Consider the following 19060-nt stretch of genomic DNA (forward strand, 5'->3'; position numbering starts at 1 on the left):
CGAGGCGCGTTCAGCGCCGATGGGGGGCTGGGGGCGCAGCCCCCGGGTGGGTGCGCCAGGGGCGACGGAGTCGCCGTATCGGGAAGGGGCGGGGTTGGGGAAAGAGCCCCCGGCAGGGGGAGGTGACTTGGGGTGGGGGCGGGGGTTCTGGGTGGGGTGGAGGGGGTGGGTGACCTAAGGCCCGTGTCCGGTGCCGCGTTCACCTGGGGCTTTAGGCGTGCAAAGACAGAGCTTTGCCGGAGCTTTAGGTCCTTGGTCCTCTTTTAGTTTGCCTGCGGCAACCAACTGCTTTTATGGTTGCCCTAAGCAACAAAGACAGAGGAGGTGCCGTGGCCGCGCAGCGTCAGTACGAGGAGCTGGCCCGCCAGCTCAGCGCCGTAGGTGCCGTCAAGCGCGACCTCGCCCGGATCCTGCCCCACGACTGCCCGGCCGGTTCCGCCGCCGTGCTCACGCTGCTCAGCCGGTACGGCGAGATGCGGATGAGCCGGCTCGCCGAACTGCTCGCCGTTGATATGTCGGTGACCAGTCGGCACGTGTCCCATGTCGCCGAACGCGGCTGGATCGAACGGTCCCCGGACCCCGCCGACAAGCGCTCCCGCATCCTGCGCCTCACCCAAGCCGGCGAGCGGCAGATGGAGGTGCTCTCCGAGCGCTCCACGCAGTTGCTCGCCGACCGGCTGAGCGACTGGTCCGACGACGAGGTCGGCATGCTCATCTCTCTGATGGCCCGGCTCCGGGACAGCTTCGGGGACTGCCGGTCGGCACAGACCACCCGTACCACCACCCGTACACCCGCGTAAGCAGTAGAAAAGGAAGCCCATGGCCACGACCACACCATCCGGTGTGCGGGGCAGCCACGCCAAGCACGGAGCGCATGACGACAGCGCACCCATGACGCATCGTCAGATCATGGAGGCGCTCTCCGGGCTGCTGCTCGGCATGTTCGTCGCGATCCTGTCGTCCACGATCGTCTCCAATGCCCTGCCTGAGATCATCGGCGATCTGGGAGGTGGGCAGTCCGCCTACACCTGGGTCGTCACCGCCGCCCTGCTCTCCATGACGGCGGCCACTCCGCTGTGGGGCAAGCTCTCCGACCTCTTCAGCAAGAAGGCCCTCGTACAGATAGCCCTGGTCATTTATGTGCTGGGCTCTGTTGTTGCCGGGCTTTCGCAGAACGCCGGGATGCTCATCGCCTGCCGTGTCGTCCAGGGCATCGGCGTGGGCGGGCTTTCTGCGCTTGCGCAGATCGTCATGGCCGCGATGATCTCGCCGCGTGAGCGCGGGCGTTACTCCGGTTACCTGGGCGCCACGTTCGCCGTCGCGACTGTTGGCGGGCCGCTGCTCGGTGGTGTCATCACCGACGCCTCCTGGCTGGGGTGGCGCTGGTGCTTCTACGTCGGTGTGCCGTTCGCGGTCATCGCGCTCATCGTGCTGCAGAAGACCCTGAAGCTGCCCGTCGTGAAGCGGGAAGTGAAGGTCGACTGGGGCGGTGCCTTCTTCATCTCCGCCGCCGTCTCGCTGCTGCTGATCTGGGTCACCTTCGCCGGGGACAAGTACGACTGGCTGTCCTGGCAGACGTACACGATGGTGGGCGGCTCGATCGCACTCGGGCTGCTGTTCATCCTCGTCGAGTCCAAGGCCAGTGAGCCGATCATCCCGCTGCGGCTCTTCCGCAACCGGACCATCGCCCTCTCGTCGCTCGCCTCCCTCTTCGTGGGCGTCGCGATGTTCACCGGCACCGTCTTCTTCAGCCAGTACTTCCAGCTGGCGCGCGGCAAGTCGCCGACGATGTCCGGGGTCATGACGATTCCGATGATCGGTGGTCTGTTCATCTCCTCCACCGTCTCCGGCCAGATCATCACCAAGACCGGCAAGTGGAAGGGCTGGCTCGTCAGCGGTGGCCTGCTGCTGACCGCCGGGCTCGGGCTCCTCGGGACCATCCGGTACGACACCGCCTACTGGCACATCGCGATCTACATGGCCCTGATGGGTCTCGGCATCGGCATGATGATGCAGAACCTCGTGCTCTGCACGCAGAACCAGGTCGCGCCCGAGGACCTCGGGTCCGCCAGTTCCGTGGTCACCTTCTTCCGGTCCCTCGGTGGTGCCATCGGCGTCTCGGCGCTCGGTGCCGTCATGGCCACCCGGATCACCGACTACGTGAAGGACGGGCTCGCCGATCTCGGGCCGAAGGGCGCGGCCCTCGGGCACGGTGGCACCGGTGGGGGTGCGATACCCGACCTGGACAAGCTGCCGGAGCCGTTCCGGATCGTGATGGAGAGCGCGTACGGGCACGGCATCGCCGATGTCTTCCTGATCGCGGCGCCGCTGGCCTTCATCGCCTTCCTCATCACCCTCTTCATCAAGGAAGTTCCGCTGCGGACCTCCGGGGCGCTCGCCCAGGCCGCCGAGGGTTCGACGCCGGCGGACGGCGGTGCGCAGGCTCCTGAGAGTGCTTCGGGTGCTGCCGTCGCCGCTGCTGCTCCTGTCGGTGATCAGCCGGTGCTCGCCACTGTCGCGGCCGCCGGAGACGGCGGAGCCGAGGCCACTCAGCGGCTTGCCGCCGTCGCCTCCGCCGGGGGTGGGGACCTCCCCGTCCAGGCGGCCGGTGGCGGGATTCCGGTACGGGGCTTCGTGCGCGGCGCCGAGAGCGCGCCCGTGCCGCGGGCCGCGGTCACCCTGATCTCCCTCGGGGGACGGCAGTTGGGGCGTGCGGTCGCGCAGGGCGACGGGGCCTATGCCGTGGACGCGCCCGGTGCGGGGTCCTACGTGCTGATCGCCTCCGCCGACGGGTTCCAGCCGCAGGCGTCCACCGTCGTGGTCGGCGAGGACGCCCTCGCGTACGACATCCTGCTGAGCGGCACCAGCGGGCTCACCGGTGTCGTGCGGTCCGCCGACAGCAAGCTGCCCGTGCGCGGCGCCATGGTCATCGTGACCGATGTGCGCGGGGACGTGCTCGCCACCGGACTCAGCGGTGAGCAGGGCGAGTTCACCTTCGCCGAGCTGGTGCCGGGGACCGTGACCATTGCCGTGAACGCGCCTGGCCACCGGCCGACCGCGCTGCCCGTCGAGGTCGGCGGCGCCGGTGTCACCCGGGTCGAGATCGACCTCAGCGCCGGCGCGCAGGTGCAGGGCACCGTGCGGGCGGCGGGCGGTCCGCTGAACGACGCGCGGGTCACGCTGGTGGACGCGGCGGGCAATGTCGTCGCCAGCGCCACGACCGGGGCGGACGGGGCGTATGCCTTCACCGACCTGGACAGCGGGGAGTACACCGTCATCGCGACGGGATACCCGCCGGTGGCGACCGGCCTGAGCGTCGCCGGGAGCGGCGTCGACGGCCACGACATCGAGCTCGCCCACCCCGGCGAGTGACCGGCCCCGGGCGGGGGCGCCCTGAGCGGAGCGCCCCCGCCCGGTGATGGAGAAAGAGACCCCCGGGTCGGTGGTGGCACAGACGGCAGGGGACGGCCGGTCACCACCGCCGGGGGTCGTTGTTTTCAGGCCGTTTTATGCGGCTATTTCGAGCTTGTTGGAGTAGGGGATATGGGACTCACTGCGCGGATCCGGACTCGCGACGGGTGGGCTGTGCCGCACGCCGTCGTCACCGTCACGGACATGACGGGCGCGCAGGTGCTGCGCGCCGCGACGGACGAGGAAGGTGTCGTACGGGATGCGGCGGAGCTGACTCCCGGGCCGTACACGGTGATCGTCACCGCCGTCGGGTACGCGCCCGTGGCCTCGACCGCGCTCGTCACGGCGAGCGGCCGCGCGGAAGTCGGCACGGTCGTCCTCGCCCGGCAGGGCGGCACCGAGCTGCCGCCGCCCGGGACGTGGACCATCGACCCGGCGCACTCCACGGTGGGCGCCGTCGCGCAGCACCTGGGGATCACCAGCGTGCACGGGCGGTTCACGGAGTTCGGGGGGCGCATCGAGATCGCCGGGGCCGACGCGGACATCGAGAAGTCGCGGGTCGAGGCGGTCATCCGGGCGGGGTCCATCGACACCGGCAACGGCATGCGGGACGGGCACCTGAAGTCGGCCGACTTCCTGGACGTCGAGCGGTACCCGGAGATCACGTACCGGTCGAGCGGGCTGACCCCGGCCGGGCCCGACCGGTGGACGGTCCACGGGGAGCTGGGCATGCACGGTGTGGTGCGGCCCGTCGACCTGGACCTCAGCTACCTGGGGACGGGCGCGGACCCGTGGGGCGGTACGCGGGCGGCCTTCCGGGCCACCGCCGAGCTGCGCCGCGAGGACTTCGCCATGAACTACAACCAGGTGGTGCAGGCGGGGATCTCGGCGATCGGCACCACTCTGAGGGTCGAGCTGGACATCCAGGCCGTGCAGGGGGATGCGCTGCCGCAGGTGTAGCGAGTGCCTCGGGGAGGGCGAGCGCCTCGGGGAAGGCGAGCGCCTCGGGGAAGGCGAGCGCCTCGGGGAAGGCGAGCGCCTCGGGGAGGGACCAGTGGAGGGGCCCTGTGAAGGGGGTACTGGCAGGCGTATGTACGAAGGGGTCCGCCTGCCTCGGTCGCGGGCGGGCCCGGCGGCCGTAGGGTGCCGGACATGGCACCCAGCATCGCGACCAACACCCCTGTGTCCCTCGATGAGTTGCTCGACTTCGTCCGCCCCCGGCACCGCGCGATCCTGCTGACCGCGCGGGCGGACGGCACCCCGCAGGGCTCCCCGCTGACCTGCGGGGTCGACGACGCGGGCCGGATCGTCGTCTCCACCTACCCGGAGCGGGCCAAGACCCGCAACGCCAAGCGGAATCCGCGCGTCAGCGTGCTTGTCCTGTCGGACGAGTGGAACGGTCCGTGGGTCCAGGTCGACGGCACCGCCGAAGTCATCGACGCACCCGACTCGGTGGAGCCGCTCGTCGAGTACTTCCGCAACATCTCCGGGGAGCACCCCGACTGGGACGAATATCGGGCCGCCATGCTCAAGCAGGGCAAGTCCATCATCCGGGTCACCCCGGAGCGGTGGGGACCCGTCGCCACCGGAGGGTTTCCGGCCCGGCCGGCCTCGGAGGACTGAGCGCGGGCCGGTCCCGGAGCGCCGACGGAGACGGGAGTTCGACGGCTCTACGAACGCGTGCGTGCCAGCATCGCCTCGATGCCCGCCACCATCAGGTCGAGCGCGATGCGGAAGTCGCGCTCGCGCATCTCCTCGACCGTGTCGCCGCCCCGCGCGTCCATCAGCTCCGTCGAGCTCTCCACCATCTCGGCGAACCGGGGCTCCGCCTTGACCGTGCCCATGGCCTGCTGGAAGTACTCGTCCTGGGTCATCCCCGCCGAGGCGCAGCGCTGCACGAAGTGGCCCTCGATCGTGCCGAAGCCGTAGACGAACTGGAAGACGGCCGAGAGCGCGCCCATCTGTTCGTGCGGGGGTAGACCCGTGTTCTTCACGGCGCGCTGCACCGTCAGGGAGAACCTCATCGAGTTCGGGCCGATGTTGAGGAAGGTTCCGACGAGCGGTGACACCCAGGCGTGCCGGACCAGCAACTTCCGGTACTCGGCGGCCAGTTCGCGGAGCTGGTCGCGCCAGTCCGCCTTCGTGTCCGCCTTCGTGTCCGCCTTCGTCTCCGAGTCCGGGTACGGGTCCGGGTCCTGGCCCGCGTCCGCGTTCGCGTCCGCCTCGGGCAGGTTGAGCTCGCCGAAGACCGCGTCGAGGGCCAGCTCCAGGAGGTCGTCCTTGGTGTCCACGTACCAATAGACGGACATCGCCGTCACGTTCAGCTCCGCGGCGAGGCGGCGCATGGAGAACTTGGCGAGGCCCTCCGCGTCCAGGAGCCGGACCGTGGTCTCGGTGATGCGGTCACGGTCCAGGCCCGAGGGCTGGTCGGACCTGCGGCCGCCGCCCCCGCCGCGCGCGGCGGCCTTCCCCTCCAGCCAGACGCTCGTCCGCGCCGGGCGCTTCGCGCGGTCGGCTGCCTTCACCATGGCGCACCTTCCAGAGAGATTCGACAGAGATAGGGACACAGGGACAGGGACAGGGACAGGGGCAGAGACGGAGGCAGGGGCAGAGCCGGGGACGGGGCAGAGACGGGGTCACTTCCTACGGAGGGTGAGTGGGCCGGTGGGCGGAGCGGAATCCAGCCGTCCGCCCACCTCGATGCTATGCGGGCCCTACGGCTGTGCCGATGTCACCGGTGAGTCTGCCCTCTCCGCCCTCTTCAGCAACGCGGCCGCCACCACGCCTCCGAGGAACACCGCGACGGCCCCCACCAGCTGGCTGGTCTCGAGCCCCGAGGCGAACGCGTCTGCGATCTTCGCCCGCTCGGTCTCCGACTCGGCGGCCGCCAGCGCCGCGGGCAGGGAGGCCGCGGAGACCGAGACGAGGGCCGCGAAACGGGAGTTGAGAACCGCACCCAGGACTGCTACCCCGAGTCCGTGGCCGAACTCGGCCAGCGTGCCGTTGACCCCCGCGCCCACGCCCGCCTTCTCCGGCGGGATCGCGCTCATGATGGCGTTGGCCATCGCGGGCATGGCGAGGGAGATGCCCGAGCCCATCACGATCAGGCCCGCCAGCATCCCGCCGTAGCCGCCGTCCGTCCCGCCGCCGAGCAGGGCGACCAGCGCCAGGCCGCCCGCGAGCAGGCTCATGCCGCACAGGATCGTGACCGGTGTGCCCAGCTTCTTGTGCAGGCGCGCGCCGATCCCGAGCAGGTTGAGGGCGACCACCGACACCGCGAGCGGCGCCGTGCGCAGGCCCGCCTCCAAGGGCTCGTACCCCATCACGAACTGCAGGTGCTGGGTGAGCAGGAAGAGCGAGCCGCCCATGCCGAAGGCGACCAGGATCGCGCCCGCGACGGCTCCGATGAAGGGGCGGTTGCGGAAGAAGTGCATGTCCAGCATCGGGTACGGGATGCGCAGCTCCCACAGGACGAAGGCCGCGAGGACCGCGGCGCCGACCGCCGCCGAGCCGAGCACCTGGCCCGATGTCCAGCCCTCCCGGGGACCGGAGATGATCGCGAACACGACCGCGGCCATGCCGATCGTGGAGAGCAGTGCGCCGAGCAGGTCGGGGCGGTCGCCTGTGGGGTTCTTGGATTCCGGGACCATCTTGATCACGGCGGCGAGCGCGAGGAGCGCCACCGGGATGTTGACCAGGAAGATCGCGCCCCACCAGAAGTGGTTCAGCATGACCCCGCCGAGCAGCGGGCCCGCGGCGAAGCCGAGGGAGCTGACGGTCGACCACATCGCGATGGCCTTGACCCGCTCCGCGTCGCTGAAGATCTGCATCACGACGGCGAGCGTCGTGGTGAGGAGCAGCGCGCCGCCGATGCCCATGCCGGCCCGCGCCGCGATGAGCTGGCCCGAGCTCTGCGCGAGGCCCGCGACGAGCGAGCCGATCCCGAACAGGGCGAGGCCCGCGATCAGCATCTTCTTGCGCCCGTAGCGGTCGGCCGAGCTGCCCGCGGTGAGCAGGAGTCCGGACTGGACCAGCGAGTAGGCGTTGATCATCCACTGGATGTCCGCCGTGGACGCGTCCAACTCCTCGGTGAGGGACGGGATCGCCACGTTCAGGACGGTGTTGTCGAGCAGCACGGTGAGCTGGGCGAGGCAGATGACGCCGAGGATCAGCCAGCGCTGCGGGTGGCCGCCGCCGTCGGGGGCGGCGGGCTCGTGGGTCTCGGCAGTCGTTGCCGTCATTCAGGCTCCTTCTACGGTGTACGTCAGGTGGGCGACGTACACCGTAGAGGAGACTCTTGTACGGTGTAAAGGGATTTCCTCCCGGTGCTCTCGGTGGCCGACCTCTGAAGCCCCGCAGGGGGGCTAACTCCTCGGCTGCGTCAGGTCGTAGAAGGTGGCGCTGCCGACGGTGACCTTCTTGTAGTGGGACGTCACCCAGGAGGTGATCTTCGAGGCCGTGCCGCTGTTGCCGCCGGGGCCGCCCGACTGGCCGCCGATGAAGTAGTGGATCTTTCCCTCCCTCACGTACTCCTTGAACTGGGCGAGCGTCGGCGAGGGGTCACTGCCGTTGAAGCCGCCGATCGCCATCACCGGCTTCCCGGTGGCGAGTTGGTAGCTGGCGCTGTTCTGGGAGCCGATGGTCGCGGCGGCCCAGGTGTAGTCGTCGGCGTTCGCCACCAGGAGCTTCTTGGCCTTGGCGCCGACCTGGGCGCCATTGAGGAGGCCGCCCATGCCGCCGCCTCGGACGCCGCGTTCACCCATGGGGCCGCCCCCCGTGGGGCCTCCCCCGGGCGGGGCACCGCCCTGCCGGCCGGGCGGCTGCATCTGCGTCCCACCCTTCATCCCGCCACCGGGCCCGCCGTTCCCGCCCCCGGGGAACCCCTTGCCCCCGCCCGGGAACCCCTTGCCGTCCCCGAAGATCCTCTTGCCGCCCCCGGGAAAGCCCATCCCCACCCCCGAAGGCCCCGCCGTCACGATCGACCCCGTGTGCGCGGAGTCCAGCGTCGACAGCGTGTACGCCGTCGGGCCCGCCAGCGACGCCGCCGCGCCCACCACCACGGCTCCCACGGCCAGTCGGCGGCTCATCCGGCCCACGAAGGCGAGGGCGAGCGCGCCCGCCAGACCGCCCACCAGGACCGCCCAGCGCAGCCACGGCAGGTAGTCCGGGGTCCGGTCGAGCAGCGTGTGGCCCCACCACGCGGTGACCGCGACGGTCACGCCGAGCGTGGCGCCCGCCCACCACTTGGCGCGCTCCTCCCACAGGACCGTGGCGCCCATGCCGATGAGGGCGGCCAGGTAGGGGGCGAGGGCCACCGTGTAGTACTGGTGGAAGATGCCCGCCATGAAGCTGAAGACCCCGGCGGTCATCAGCAGCGCGGAGCCCCAGGCGAGGAACGCGGCGCGGGCCGTGTCCGTCCTCTTGGCCTTCCAGGTGAGGACGAGTCCGGCCACGAGCAGGATCAGGGCGGCGGGCAGCAGCCAGGAAATCTGGCTGCCGACCTCGGAGTTGAACATCCGGCCGAGGCCGGTCTCGCCCCACTGACCGCCACCGCCACCACCACCGCCACCACCACCGCCGCCACCACCGGGACCACGGCCGCCGCCCCCGCCGACGCTTCCCGCCTCGTCGCCGTTGATGCGGCCGAGGCCGTTGTAGCCGAAGGTCAGCTCAAGGAAGGAGTTGTTCTGCGAGCCGCCGATGTACGGACGCGAGGACGCGGGCCACAGCTCCACGATCGCGACCCACCAGCCGCCGGACGCGATCATCGCCCCGGTGGAGAGGGCGAGTTGACCGAAACGCTTGCGCGGCCGGACGGGTGCGCACGCCGCGTACAGGACGGCGAGCGGCGGCAGGATCAGGAACGCCTGGAGCGTCTTGGTCAGGAAGGCGAGGCCGACCGCGACGCCCGCCCACACCAGCCACTTGGTGCGGCCGTGTTCCAGGGCGCGCAGCACGCAGTAGACCGTGACGGTCATGAGCAGGGCGAGCAGCGCGTCCGGGTTGTTGAAGCGGAACATCAGCGCGGCCACCGGCGTCAGCGCGAGCACCGCGCCCGCGAGGAGTCCCGCGGTGGCGCTGAAGCGGCGCCGCACGGCCGCGTACAGGACGCCGACCGTGGCCACGCCCATCAGCACCTGCGGGACGAGGACCGCCCATGAGTTGAGGCCGAAGAGCCGTACGGACAGGGCCATCGGCCACAGGGAGGCCGGGGGCTTGTCGACGGTGATGGCGTTGCCCGCGTCGAGCGAGCCGAAGAAGAGCGCCTTCCAGCTCTGGCTGCCCGCCTGGACGGCCGCGGAGTAGAAGGAGTTGGCGTAGCCGGACGCGCTGAGGTTCCAGAGGTAGAGCACGGCGGTGACGAGGAGCAGGCCGAGGAAGGCCGGGCGCACCCAGCGCGCGTCCTCCGTGCGGCCGCGCCACAGCCGGTGGGCGACGTCGCCCGCGCGCCGGTGACCGCGGTCGGCGAAGGGGGGCGCGGGTGGCGCCGTGGGCGGTGGGGCGGGATGGGCCGTGGTCATCGGGGGGTCCTCGGGTCGTGGGGGTGGTTCGTGTGGTTCATGTGGTTCGTGCGGTCCGTGCGGTCCGTGTCGCGTGGGGGCTGCTGGTCGTGCGGGGACTGCCAGTCGTGCGGGGACTGCCAGTCGTGCGAGGGCTGCCGGTCGCACGCCGTCTGCTGGCCGTCCCCGGCCCGCTGGCTGTCCCCGGCCCGCTGGTCGCACGCGGCCCGCTGGTCGTCCGCCGTCCGCTGGTCCGGGAAGACCCAGGCCCGCAGCAGCAGGAATCTGAGCACCGTCGCGGCGAGGTTCGCCGCGATCAGGACCGCGAGCTCCGTGGAGTGCGCCGGGTCGGCGGCGGCCGTGTCGAGTGCGGCCAGGGAGCCGCTGGTCAGGGCCAGGCCGATGGCGAAGACCACGAGGCCCTGCGCCTGGTGGCGGACGGCCCGGTCGCGGCCGCGCACCCCGAAGGTGAGGCGCCGGTTGGCCGCCGTGTTGGCGACGGCGGAGACCAGGAGGGCCAGCGCGTTCGCGAGCTGCGAGCCCGTGAACGTACGGAAGGCGGAATAGAGGAGGAGGTAGGCGAGGGTCGACAGCGCGCCCACGGCGCAGAAGCCGACCAGCTGCCGCGCCAAACCCCTTGGTACACCGGCGAGTTGGCGGTCGCGCGGGTCGTCGCCGAAGGGGCGGGCGAGCCGGTCGAGGGGCAGCGCGCCGACGGCGAGGGCGCGGCCCACCCGCCAGACGCCCCTGAGGTCGTCCGTGGCGGTCCTGACGAGGTGGACGGTGGAGTCGGGGTCGTCGACCCAGTCGACCGGCACCTCGTGGATGCGCAGGCCCGCGCGCTCGGCGACCACCAGCATCTCGGTGTCGAAGAACCACCCGGTGTCCTCGACGAGCGGAAGCAGCGCCTGCGCGACGTCCCGCCGGATCGCCTTGAACCCGCACTGGGCGTCGGAGAAGCGGGCCTGGAGCGAGCCGCGCAGGATGAGGTTGTACGCCCGCGAGATGAACTCCCGCTTGGGGCCGCGCACCACGCGCGAGCTGCGCGCGAGCCGGGAGCCGATCGCCAGGTCGGAGTGGCCGGAGATCAGCGGGGCGACCAGGGGGAGCAGGGCGTTGAGGCCGGTGGAGAGATCGACGTCCATGTACGCGAGGACGGGCGCGTCGGACGCCGCCCAGACGGTGCGCAGGGCCCGCCCGCGTCCCTTCTGCTCCAGGCGGACGTAGCGGACCTGCGGGCTGTCGGCCTCAAGTTCCTTCGCGACCCGGGGAGTCGAGTCGGTGGACGCGTTGTCGGCGACCGTGATGCGGAACGAGTAGGGGAAGGTGCTCTCGAGGTGCCGGCGCAGCCGGGTCACGCACGGCCCGAGGTCGCGCTCCTCGTTGTGGACGGGGACGACCACGTCGAGGAGCGGCGGCCGTGCCGGTCCCGGTGCGGCGGGCGAGGCCGCGGGCAGGTGCTCCCGGGCGGGCAGGGCCGCCGGAAGGGAGCCGGCCGGGAGGGAGTCGGTTCGCATGCCACGAACCTCGCCAACTGCTCTGTCAGAGCTGTGTGGTGAGGCTGTGGTGCGGCTGTGAGTACGGCGCCGGGGGCGGGTTCAGGGACGGGTTCAGGGGCGGCTGCGAGGACGGCGCCGGGGACGGGTTCAGGGGCAGTCGTACGGTCAACAGGGGCAGCCGCACCGTGAACACGGTCCGGCCCGGCGCGCTCTCCACCGTCACCGTGCCGCCGTGCGCGTCGGTCACCGCGCGCACGATGGCGAGGCCGAGCCCCGTGGAGCCATGGGCGCGGGAGCGCGAGGTGTCGCCGCGCGCGAACCGCTCGAAGACGTGCGGCCGCAGCTCCGCCGGGATCCCGGGCCCGTCGTCCTCGACGTCGAGCCGCGCCCACGGCCCTTCGATGTGCACGCGGGCGGTCACGGTGGTGCCGGGCGGGGTGTGGGTGCGGGCGTTGGCGAGGAGGTTCACCAGGACCTGGTGGAGCCGGGCGGCGTCGGCGCGCACCGGCACCGGGTCGGCGGGCACGTCGAGCCGCCAGGTGTGGCCGGGCCCGGCCGCGCGGGCGTCGCTGACGGCGTCCACGACGAGCGGGGAGAGGTCGGTGTCCGCGTACGACAGGGGGCGCCCGGCGTCGATCCGGGCGAGCAGCAGCAGGTCCTCGACCAGGCCGGTCATGCGGTGCGCCTCGGACTCGATGCGGCCGAGGGCGTGCCGGGTGTCGGGCCCGGCCTCCTCGTGGCCGCGCTCGTGGCCGCGCCGGGTGAGCTCGGCGTAGCCCCGTATGGAGGCGAGCGGCGTGCGCAGCTCATGGCTGGCGTCGGCGACGAACTGCCGCACCCGGGTCTCGCTCGACTGCCGTGCGTGCAGCGCCCCGTGGACGTGGTCGAGCATCCGGTTGAGGGCGGCGCCGACCTGGCCGACCTCGGTGTGCGGGTCGGCCTCGGACTCGGGGACGCGCTCGTGGAGGGTCACCTCGCCGCTGTGCAGGGGGAGTTCGGAGACGCGGGTCGCGGTGGCGGCGACGCGGCGCAGCGGGCGCAGGGCGACGCCGACCATGGCGGCGCCCGCGAGCGAGGCGGCGACGAGTCCGGCCGCGGTGACGCTGACCTCCACCCAGATCAGGGTGGAGAGGGTGCCTCGGACCTCGGTCTCGGGGAGGCCGACCACGATGGTCCCGCCGGGCTTGGCGCCGACGCGGTAGTCGCCGAGTCCGGGCAGGTGCACGGAGTGCTCGGTGCCGTCGCGGGGGACGGAGGCGAGGGCGGTGGCCTGGGCCTCGGTCAGATCGGAGGTGCGGGTGGTGCTGTCGCGGTCGCTCCTGGCGGCTTCGCGGACGGTGCCGTCCGCGGTGTCGAGCACGGCGCCCACGGTGTTCTTGTTGCCGGGCCCGGCGAGGAACCGGAGCGGCTCGTTGCTGCCGGGGCCGGGCAGCAGGTGGCCGCCGTCGGCCATCCCGACGACCTCGTGCACCTGCTTGTCCAACTGCGCGTACAGATAGGTGTGCAGGGCGATCGTGGTGACGGTGCCGATGACCGCGCAGATCACCGCGATCAGGCCGACCGCGGCGATGACGAGCCGGGTGCGCAGGGTGCGCGGCCCCCGCCGCCGCTTCACACCGCCGCGACGGCCGCGGGCGCGGGCTTCAGCAGATACCCGGCGCCGCGCCGCGTGTGGATCATCGGCTCCCGGCCCGCGTCGATCTTCCTGCGCAGATACGAGATGTAGAGCTCGACGACGTTGGCCTGGCCGCCGAAGTCGTAGCTCCACACCCGGTCGAGGATCTGCGCCTTGCTGAGCACCCGGCGCGGGTTGCGCATCAGATAGCGGAGCAGCTCGAACTCGGTGGCCGTCAGGTGGATGGAGTCGCCGCCGCGGGTCACCTCGTGGCTGTCCTCGTCGAGAGTCAGGTCGCCCACGGCGAGCACGGACTCGGACGTGCGGTCGGCGGCGCCGGCGCGCCGGATGAGGCCGCGCAGCCGGGCCACGACCTCCTCCAGGCTGAAGGGCTTGGTGACGTAGTCGTCGCCGCCCGCGGTGAGCCCCGCGATCCGGTCCTCCACGGCGTCCTTCGCGGTGAGGAAGAGCACGGGCACGTCGGGCAGCTCGCGCCGCACCCGGCCGAGGACGGAGAGGCCGTCCATGTCGGGCAGCATCATGTCGAGCACCACGGCGTCGGGCCGGAAGGACCGGGCGGCCCGCACGGCGCCCGCGCCGTCCCCGGCGCTGCGGATCTGCCAGCCCTCGTAGCGCAGGGCCATGGACAGCAGCTCGGTCAGCGACTCCTCGTCGTCCACGACGAGCACGCGGACGGGGCTCCCGTCCGGCCTGAGCAGTTCGGTGCGCCCCTGGCGCGAGGTGGTGGTCATGGCGGACAGCCTGTGCGGCGCCCGTGAGAGGGAGCTTTCCCCAGTCTGTGAATTTCCTGAGAACCGGGCCCGGCTCCCTTGGGGAAGGCGAAGCGGAAGCGGCGGCGCACCCCTCCGGGAATAGGCAGTGCATCCCCCCGGTTCATCCCGATCATGACGACCCCGAATCACGCGCGTACGGCAGTGGGCCGCATCGGCCTGTGGAGCAGCGCCTTCAAGGCGGGCGACCCGGCACGAAAGGACCACGTCACCGAAGCGGCGGCCGAGTTGGACGAGCTCGGCTACGGCGCGCTCTGGGTGGGCGGCAGCCCGGCACTCGACGACGTGGCGCCGCTCCTCGACGCCACCGGCCGGATCACGGTCGCGACCGGCATCCTCTCCATCTGGCAGCACTCCGCGGAGTCGGTGGCGGCCCGCCTCGCGGACTTCGAGGCGGCGCACCCGGGCCGCTTCGTGCTCGGCCTCGGGGTCAGCCACGACGCGCTCGCGCCGCAGTACGCCAAGCCGTACTCGGCGATGAAGGAGTATCTGTCGGCCCTGGACGCCGCCCCCGCCCCGGTCCCCGCGGAGCGCCGCGTGCTCGCCGCCCTCGGCCCGAAGATGCTGGAGCTCTCCCGGACCCGCGCCGCCGGTGCCCACCCCTACCTGGTGACGCCCGAGCACACCGCGAAGGCCCGCGCGGCGCTCGGCGAAGAGGCCCTGCTGGCGCCGGAGTTGAAGGTCGTCGTGGACGAGGACGTGACGGCGGCCCGCGCGCTGGCCCGCACCTACCTCTCGTACTACCTGCCGCTGCCCAACTACACCAACAACTTCCTGCGCCTCGGCTTCGTCGAGGACGACTTCAAGGACGGCGGCAGCGACCGGCTCATCGACGCGGTCTTCGCCCTCGGCTCCCCGGCGGCGATCCGTGCCCGCGCGGACGAGTTCCTGGCCGCGGGCGCGGACCACCTCGCGGTCCAGGTGGTGACAGCGGACCCGCGCACGGACCTGCCGCTGCCCCAGTGGCGGGCCCTGGCAGAGGCACTGCCCCTCTAGCGGGTGCCCTCACCGAGCCCGAAGAGCCGGGCCGCGTTCCCGTAGCAGACCCTCCGCAGCCAGTCGTCACCCAGCTCCAGGCGCTCCAGGGCCTGGAGCTGGTGGACGTACGGATAGGGGATGTTGGGGAAGTCGGTGCCGAGGAGCACCCGCTCGCCCAGGGCGGCGAGCCGCGGCAGCTCGGCGCGCGGGAACGGCGTGAAGCGCTCGACGAAGTCGGTGAACGCCATCGTCGTGTCGAGCCGCACCTCCTCATACCGCTCGGCGAGGTCGAGGAAGTCGGCGTACTCCGACATCCCCATGTGCGCGACGACGATCCGCAGCCGGGGATGGCGCGCGAGCACCCGCCCGACCGGCTCGGGCCCGGTGTGCTTGCCGGGCACGGGCCCCGACCCGCAGTGCATGACGACGGGGATCCCGGCCTCCGCGAGCAGCCCCCACACGGGGTCGAGCAGCGGGTCCCCCGGGTCGTACGCCCCCACCTGCACATGCGCCTTGAACACCCGCGCCCCGGCGTCGACGGCCGCGCGCACATAGCCCTCGACTCCCTCCTCGGGGAAGAGGGTCGCGGTGTGCAGACAGTCGGGCGTGCGGCGGGCGAAGTCGACGGCCCAGCCGTTCAGCCACGCGGCCATGCCGGGCTTGTGCGGATAGAGCATCGCGGTGAAGGCGGTGACCCCGAACTCCCGCAGCAGTCGCAGCCTTTGCGTCTCCTCGTGCCGGTACGTGATCGGCCACTCCAGCCGGGTCAGGGGCCCGGCGGAGTCGAAGTACTCCCACACCTTCGCGAGGACGCGCTCGGGCATGAAGTGCGTGTGCACGTCGATGATCCCCGGCAGCCCGAGCCGCTCCCAGAAGGCCCGTACGCGCTCGGCCTCCCCTTCCGGGGCCGCCCCCTCCACGGCCTCACTCGCGCTCAAAGCGATAGCTCCGCTCGACCTTGGAGACGTGCGTGACATAGGTCTCGTACCACTCCTCCCGCCCCCGCTTCTGCACCACGCGGTGCTCGGCGTTGGCGCGCCACACCTTGATCGACTCTTCGTCGCGGAAGTAGCTGACGGTGATGCTGAGCCCGCCGGGCGTCTGCGCGTGGTCGCTGCCGAGGAAGCCGGGCACGTCCCTGACCAGCTCGTCCATGCGGGCGGCTGCCTCGGCGTAGCCCTCCGTCCGCTCGGTGCGCAGGGAGGTGAACACGACGGCGTAGTAAGGCGGTTCGAAGGGTCCGACAGGAGCTATGGGGTGATCACTCATGAGCTCAGCCTCGGGTCCCGCGCGGGGCGCTGTCCACCCTGGGGCGCCCTTCATTGCCGTACGGGCGCGGAGACTTGACCATCCGGTCGGTGATCGGCCACGAGGGGCCCTCTCAGAAGAGCCCCCCTTGCACCCCGGGCACCTCCCGCACCCCGGCCGTCGTCCGCACGGCCCCCGCCGCCCCGCCGAGCCGCCACCCGACGAGCAACCGCGTGTCGAGCACGAGCGCTCTCCCGCCCACGCCCTCCTCCACCAGGTGCAGATCGGGCCCGGCAGCCGCGACCAGCCTCCCGGCCACGGCCACGCCGTCCACCAGCCCGCTCACGACGCCCCCGGCCACCGGCAGCCCGTCGATCCCGAACTCCCTTACATGATCGACGACTTCGCAGGGCAGCCGCTCCAGCGAGTCGGGCCACCCGCCGAGCGCGACGGCCCGCGCGTGCATCCGCACCAGCTCCCCCGCGAACCCACCCGCCCCCGACAGCACGGCCGCCCTGACGGCCCGCTTCTGCGCGTACGGGATCCGGTCCGGGACGCCGAGCGCGGCCCGCAGCAGCTCCTCGGTCCGCCGGGCGGCCATCAGCGGCCCGCGCCCGAGCCAGCTGAAGGCGACGGCGCCCTGCTCCAGGAGGCGCGCCGCACCCCGCTCCTCCCGGGTGATCCCGACCTTGACGAGCCCCGCCCCGAACCACGCCAGGTACACCCGGTAGGTCCGCGGGTCGTCGGCGAGGGTGTCGGCGGCGACGGAGTGCGCCCGGTCGAGCCGGGCGCACTCCGGACAGCGGGCCTGCGTGGCCGCACCGGGGACGACGGCGCCGTGGGGACACGGATTCCCCCGGGCCCCCACACACCCCCGCTCCCCGACGGCCCGGAACGCGATCCCCGTCCCGTACACGAGCGAGCTCGCCCGCCCCTCAGCACGGGCGGCCCCCCGCTCCCACCGCAGCACGGGCCGCCCGTCCGGCCACCCGAGCCCCGCACACCACCACTCCACCGCGCACGCTCCTCCGGCCCTGCCACCCGGCCCTCAACAGGCGAGATGCCGCCCGGGCCGTACGTGCAGCACCCTAGTGAAGTCCCGGTAGAGCCCCACCCGATGAGCCACCTGCTCGGGCTTCCCGCCGTCGCACTCGGGCCCGTTCAGCGCCCGGACGGTCTCCCCGAACCCGGCCCCGCTCACCATCGCCTCGTGCCCGGTCATGGACCCGAGCCCGGCCTGGGTGTTCCAGTACCAAAGAGCCGTCATCCAGGCCACCGCGGGATCGGTCTCCACCAGCCACGGGTTGTTCAGCAGATCGATCCCGAGCGCGTCCCCCGCCGCCTTGTAGTTGAAGTTCCAGCTGAGCATGATCGCCCCGCGCCCGTAGTACGCGGACTTCCCCGCCGGACACCCATAGGGCTTGGTCTCGTCACAGAAGATCGGATACGTGGACTCGTCCTGGGCCACCACGTAGTAGAGCCCCCCGGTCTCATGGCTGACGTTCGCCAGGAACGCGGCGGCCTCCTGCCTGCGCACGGTCCCGCTCCCGGTCCGCGCGAACTCCGGGTAGACACGCGTGGCCTCGACCAGACCCTCGTACGTGAAGAAGGAGTTCCGCTTCGGGAACATCCGCTCGAACTGCCGCTCACTGACCACGAAGCGGTGCCCCGAACCGGAATCCGGACCCGAACCCGAACCCGAACCCGCAGCCCCCCTCGCGACGGCGGGCCCGGAAGCGGTGAACACCATCCCGCACACCACGGCCAGCACCGCCAGAACTCCCCTGCGCGCCTTGCCCCTGGCCCCCCTGAGCCTCATGGGCCTCATGGGCCTCATGGGCCTCCTGATCCCGAACATGCCCGGACCACCTCTCGCTCGACGATAGGTCCAGACCATTGTGCGGACCATGCCAAGAAGAGAGAAGGTCCCGGACGGTCCGGGACAACGCGAAGGGCCCCCGGATGATCCGGGGGCCCTTCGACGCTGTGCACTCGGCAGGATTCGAACCTGCAACCTTCTGATCCGTAGTCAGATGCTCTATCCGTTAAGCTACGAGTGCTTGATTTTCTTTTGTTTCCGCCTCCGCTCCCCGGCCTTTCGGCCCGCTCGCGGCGACAGGAAGAACATTACATGACTGCCGCCGCCATGTGAAATCCGTTTGCCGCACCCCTTGCGACCTGCGAAAACGACCTTCGGCGACGCTCATGCACCCGATACGCACCGAAGCCCCGGTCCAGAAGGACCGGGGCTTCGGATCTTGCTGCGGAGGCGGAGGGATTTGAACCCTCGATCAGGGGGTTACCCCGAAACCGCATTAGCAGTGCGGCGCCATAGACCGGACTAGGCGACGCCTCCAGCTTGCACTCCGGCGCGAGCGCGGGGGTGCGTGCAGATGATGACACAGCCGGGCGGCGTGTCACCAATCGCGGCCTCCACGGTACTAGTCGGGCGGGCCGCAGAGCAAAGCGCATTTCGTACCCGCAACGTCACGCGCCGGGGCGCGTTAGAGGCGGTAGAGCCGTACCCGCCCAGGGACACCCAGGGAGCCCCACCATGCTGCGCCGCCTCGTCCTCACCGCCACCGCCTCCGTCGCCGCCCTGTCCGCGGCGCCCGTCGCCGCGCACGCCGACACCGCCGCCGACACGGGGGCGCGGGCGGGCGACCGGCTCACGGTCACCGTCATGGACGCGGGTGAAGGACAGGACGGGACCTTCGACCTGGAGTGCCGGCCCACGGGCGGCAGCCACCCCGACGCGGACGGGGCCTGCGCGACGCTGGACCAGGTGCCGTGGGGCAAGGACCCGTTCGCGCCCGTGGCTCCCGACGCCATGTGCACCATGCAGTACGGCGGTCCCGCCACCGCACACATCACCGGAACCTGGCACGGGCGGCACGTGGACGCCTCGTTCAAGCGCACCGACGGCTGCGAGATCTCGCGGTGGGACTCGCTCGTGCCCGTACTTCCCACGACGGCCGGGGCCTGAGGCCGGAGAAGTTTTCGCCGTCGCGACCGCTT

16 protein-coding genes and 2 tRNA genes are annotated in these 19060 nt (G+C 71.7%); 6 read left to right on the forward strand and 12 right to left on the reverse strand.

The window, feature by feature from the left end:
* Positions 1 to 329 precede the first annotated feature (329 nt).
* The 4 genes from ACQB60_RS37750 (at position 330) to ACQB60_RS37765 (ending at position 5034) form a co-directional block, all read left to right on the forward strand.
* Complete coding sequence (locus ACQB60_RS37750; RefSeq protein ID WP_496930612.1) at positions 330 to 800, forward strand: MarR family winged helix-turn-helix transcriptional regulator; 471 nt, start codon at positions 330 to 332, stop codon at positions 798 to 800.
* Between the two features lie 91 nt (positions 801 to 891).
* On the forward strand, positions 892 to 3372 hold the full coding sequence (locus ACQB60_RS37755; protein WP_496930613.1) for an MFS transporter: 2481 nt from the start codon (positions 892 to 894) through the stop codon (positions 3370 to 3372).
* A 171-nt stretch (positions 3373 to 3543) separates the two neighbouring features.
* Positions 3544 to 4371, forward strand: a complete 828-nt coding sequence (locus ACQB60_RS37760; RefSeq protein ID WP_496930614.1) for a YceI family protein — start codon at positions 3544 to 3546, stop codon at positions 4369 to 4371.
* Between the two features lie 192 nt (positions 4372 to 4563).
* Positions 4564 to 5034, forward strand: coding sequence for a PPOX class F420-dependent oxidoreductase (locus ACQB60_RS37765; RefSeq protein WP_496930615.1), 471 nt, complete (start codon positions 4564 to 4566; stop codon positions 5032 to 5034).
* 47 nt (positions 5035 to 5081) lie between these two features.
* Here the strand turns inward: ACQB60_RS37765 and ACQB60_RS37770 are convergent, their stop codons facing one another.
* The 6 genes from ACQB60_RS37770 to ACQB60_RS37795 all read right to left on the reverse strand — a co-directional run bounded on the left by ACQB60_RS37770 (position 5082) and on the right by ACQB60_RS37795 (position 13777).
* A complete protein-coding gene (locus ACQB60_RS37770; RefSeq protein ID WP_496930616.1) occupies positions 5082 to 5939 on the reverse strand; it encodes a TetR/AcrR family transcriptional regulator in 858 nt (285 codons plus the stop codon).
* Positions 5940 to 6125: 186 nt separating this feature from the next.
* A complete protein-coding gene (locus ACQB60_RS37775; protein WP_496930617.1) occupies positions 6126 to 7652 on the reverse strand; it encodes an MFS transporter in 1527 nt (508 codons plus the stop codon).
* A gap of 123 nt (positions 7653 to 7775) precedes the next feature.
* A complete protein-coding gene (locus ACQB60_RS37780) occupies positions 7776 to 9932 on the reverse strand; it encodes an ArnT family glycosyltransferase (protein WP_496930618.1) in 2157 nt (718 codons plus the stop codon).
* A complete protein-coding gene (locus ACQB60_RS37785; RefSeq protein WP_496930619.1) occupies positions 9929 to 11428 on the reverse strand; it encodes a bifunctional glycosyltransferase family 2/GtrA family protein in 1500 nt (499 codons plus the stop codon). The genes ACQB60_RS37780 and ACQB60_RS37785 overlap by 4 nt, the downstream gene beginning before the upstream one ends.
* A gap of 25 nt (positions 11429 to 11453) precedes the next feature.
* Positions 11454 to 13025, reverse strand: coding sequence for a sensor histidine kinase (locus ACQB60_RS37790; RefSeq protein ID WP_496930620.1), 1572 nt, complete (start codon positions 13023 to 13025; stop codon positions 11454 to 11456).
* A complete protein-coding gene (locus ACQB60_RS37795; protein WP_496930621.1) occupies positions 13022 to 13777 on the reverse strand; it encodes a response regulator transcription factor in 756 nt (251 codons plus the stop codon). The genes ACQB60_RS37790 and ACQB60_RS37795 overlap by 4 nt, the downstream gene beginning before the upstream one ends.
* Positions 13778 to 13930: 153 nt before the next feature.
* On the opposite strand from ACQB60_RS37795, the gene ACQB60_RS37800 reads away from it, so the two are divergent.
* Positions 13931 to 14812 carry an LLM class F420-dependent oxidoreductase gene (locus tag ACQB60_RS37800; protein WP_496930622.1) on the forward strand — a complete coding sequence of 294 codons (882 nt, stop codon included), beginning with the start codon at positions 13931 to 13933 and terminating at the stop codon, positions 14810 to 14812.
* On the opposite strand, the gene ACQB60_RS37805 is transcribed toward ACQB60_RS37800, so the two are convergent.
* From ACQB60_RS37805 to ACQB60_RS37830, 6 genes are all read right to left on the reverse strand, one after another.
* Positions 14809 to 15732 (reverse strand): amidohydrolase family protein, encoded by a 924-nt coding sequence (locus ACQB60_RS37805; RefSeq protein WP_496930623.1) that lies wholly within the window; start codon positions 15730 to 15732, stop codon positions 14809 to 14811. The genes ACQB60_RS37800 and ACQB60_RS37805 overlap by 4 nt on opposite strands.
* On the reverse strand, positions 15719 to 16063 hold the full coding sequence (locus tag ACQB60_RS37810) for an antibiotic biosynthesis monooxygenase family protein (protein ID WP_496930624.1): 345 nt from the start codon (positions 16061 to 16063) through the stop codon (positions 15719 to 15721). The genes ACQB60_RS37805 and ACQB60_RS37810 overlap by 14 nt, the downstream gene beginning before the upstream one ends.
* Before the next feature lie 112 nt (positions 16064 to 16175).
* Positions 16176 to 17057, reverse strand: coding sequence for a DUF2797 domain-containing protein (locus ACQB60_RS37815; RefSeq protein ID WP_496930625.1), 882 nt, complete (start codon positions 17055 to 17057; stop codon positions 16176 to 16178).
* A 33-nt stretch (positions 17058 to 17090) separates the two neighbouring features.
* Positions 17091 to 17861 carry a chitinase gene (locus ACQB60_RS37820; protein ID WP_496930626.1) on the reverse strand — a complete coding sequence of 257 codons (771 nt, stop codon included), beginning with the start codon at positions 17859 to 17861 and terminating at the stop codon, positions 17091 to 17093.
* Positions 17862 to 18029: 168 nt separating this feature from the next.
* Positions 18030 to 18102 (reverse strand) — tRNA-Arg (locus ACQB60_RS37825).
* A gap of 204 nt (positions 18103 to 18306) precedes the next feature.
* A tRNA-Ser gene (locus tag ACQB60_RS37830) sits at positions 18307 to 18398 on the reverse strand.
* A 198-nt stretch (positions 18399 to 18596) separates the two neighbouring features.
* Between ACQB60_RS37830 and ACQB60_RS37835 the strand changes: the two genes are divergently transcribed.
* On the forward strand, positions 18597 to 19028 hold the full coding sequence (locus ACQB60_RS37835; RefSeq protein WP_496930627.1) for an SSI family serine proteinase inhibitor: 432 nt from the start codon (positions 18597 to 18599) through the stop codon (positions 19026 to 19028).
* Positions 19029 to 19060: the final 32 nt, after the last annotated feature.

The organism is Streptomyces odontotermitis (assembly GCF_050510915.1).
Taxonomy (GTDB): domain Bacteria; phylum Actinomycetota; class Actinomycetes; order Streptomycetales; family Streptomycetaceae; genus Streptomyces.

Bases quoted from the DNA above. Each gene is read 5' to 3' on its own strand.
- ACQB60_RS37755 (WP_496930613.1), top strand. From the start codon at position 892: ATGACGCATCGTCAGATCATGGAGGCGCTCTCCGGGCTGCTGCTCGGC.
- ACQB60_RS37760 (WP_496930614.1), top strand. From the start codon at position 3,544: ATGGGACTCACTGCGCGGATCCGGACTCGCGACGGGTGGGCTGTGCCG.
- ACQB60_RS37765 (WP_496930615.1), top strand. From the start codon at position 4,564: ATGGCACCCAGCATCGCGACCAACACCCCTGTGTCCCTCGATGAGTTG.
- ACQB60_RS37770 (WP_496930616.1), bottom strand. From the start codon at position 5,939: ATGGTGAAGGCAGCCGACCGCGCGAAGCGCCCGGCGCGGACGAGCGTC.
- ACQB60_RS37775 (WP_496930617.1), bottom strand. From the start codon at position 7,652: ATGACGGCAACGACTGCCGAGACCCACGAGCCCGCCGCCCCCGACGGC.
- ACQB60_RS37780 (WP_496930618.1), bottom strand. From the start codon at position 9,932: ATGACCACGGCCCATCCCGCCCCACCGCCCACGGCGCCACCCGCGCCC.
- ACQB60_RS37785 (WP_496930619.1), bottom strand. From the start codon at position 11,428: ATGCGAACCGACTCCCTCCCGGCCGGCTCCCTTCCGGCGGCCCTGCCC.
- ACQB60_RS37795 (WP_496930621.1), bottom strand. From the start codon at position 13,777: ATGACCACCACCTCGCGCCAGGGGCGCACCGAACTGCTCAGGCCGGAC.
- ACQB60_RS37800 (WP_496930622.1), top strand. From the start codon at position 13,931: ATGACGACCCCGAATCACGCGCGTACGGCAGTGGGCCGCATCGGCCTG.
- ACQB60_RS37810 (WP_496930624.1), bottom strand. From the start codon at position 16,063: ATGAGTGATCACCCCATAGCTCCTGTCGGACCCTTCGAACCGCCTTAC.
- ACQB60_RS37820 (WP_496930626.1), bottom strand. From the start codon at position 17,861: ATGAGGCTCAGGGGGGCCAGGGGCAAGGCGCGCAGGGGAGTTCTGGCG.
- ACQB60_RS37835 (WP_496930627.1), top strand. From the start codon at position 18,597: ATGCTGCGCCGCCTCGTCCTCACCGCCACCGCCTCCGTCGCCGCCCTG.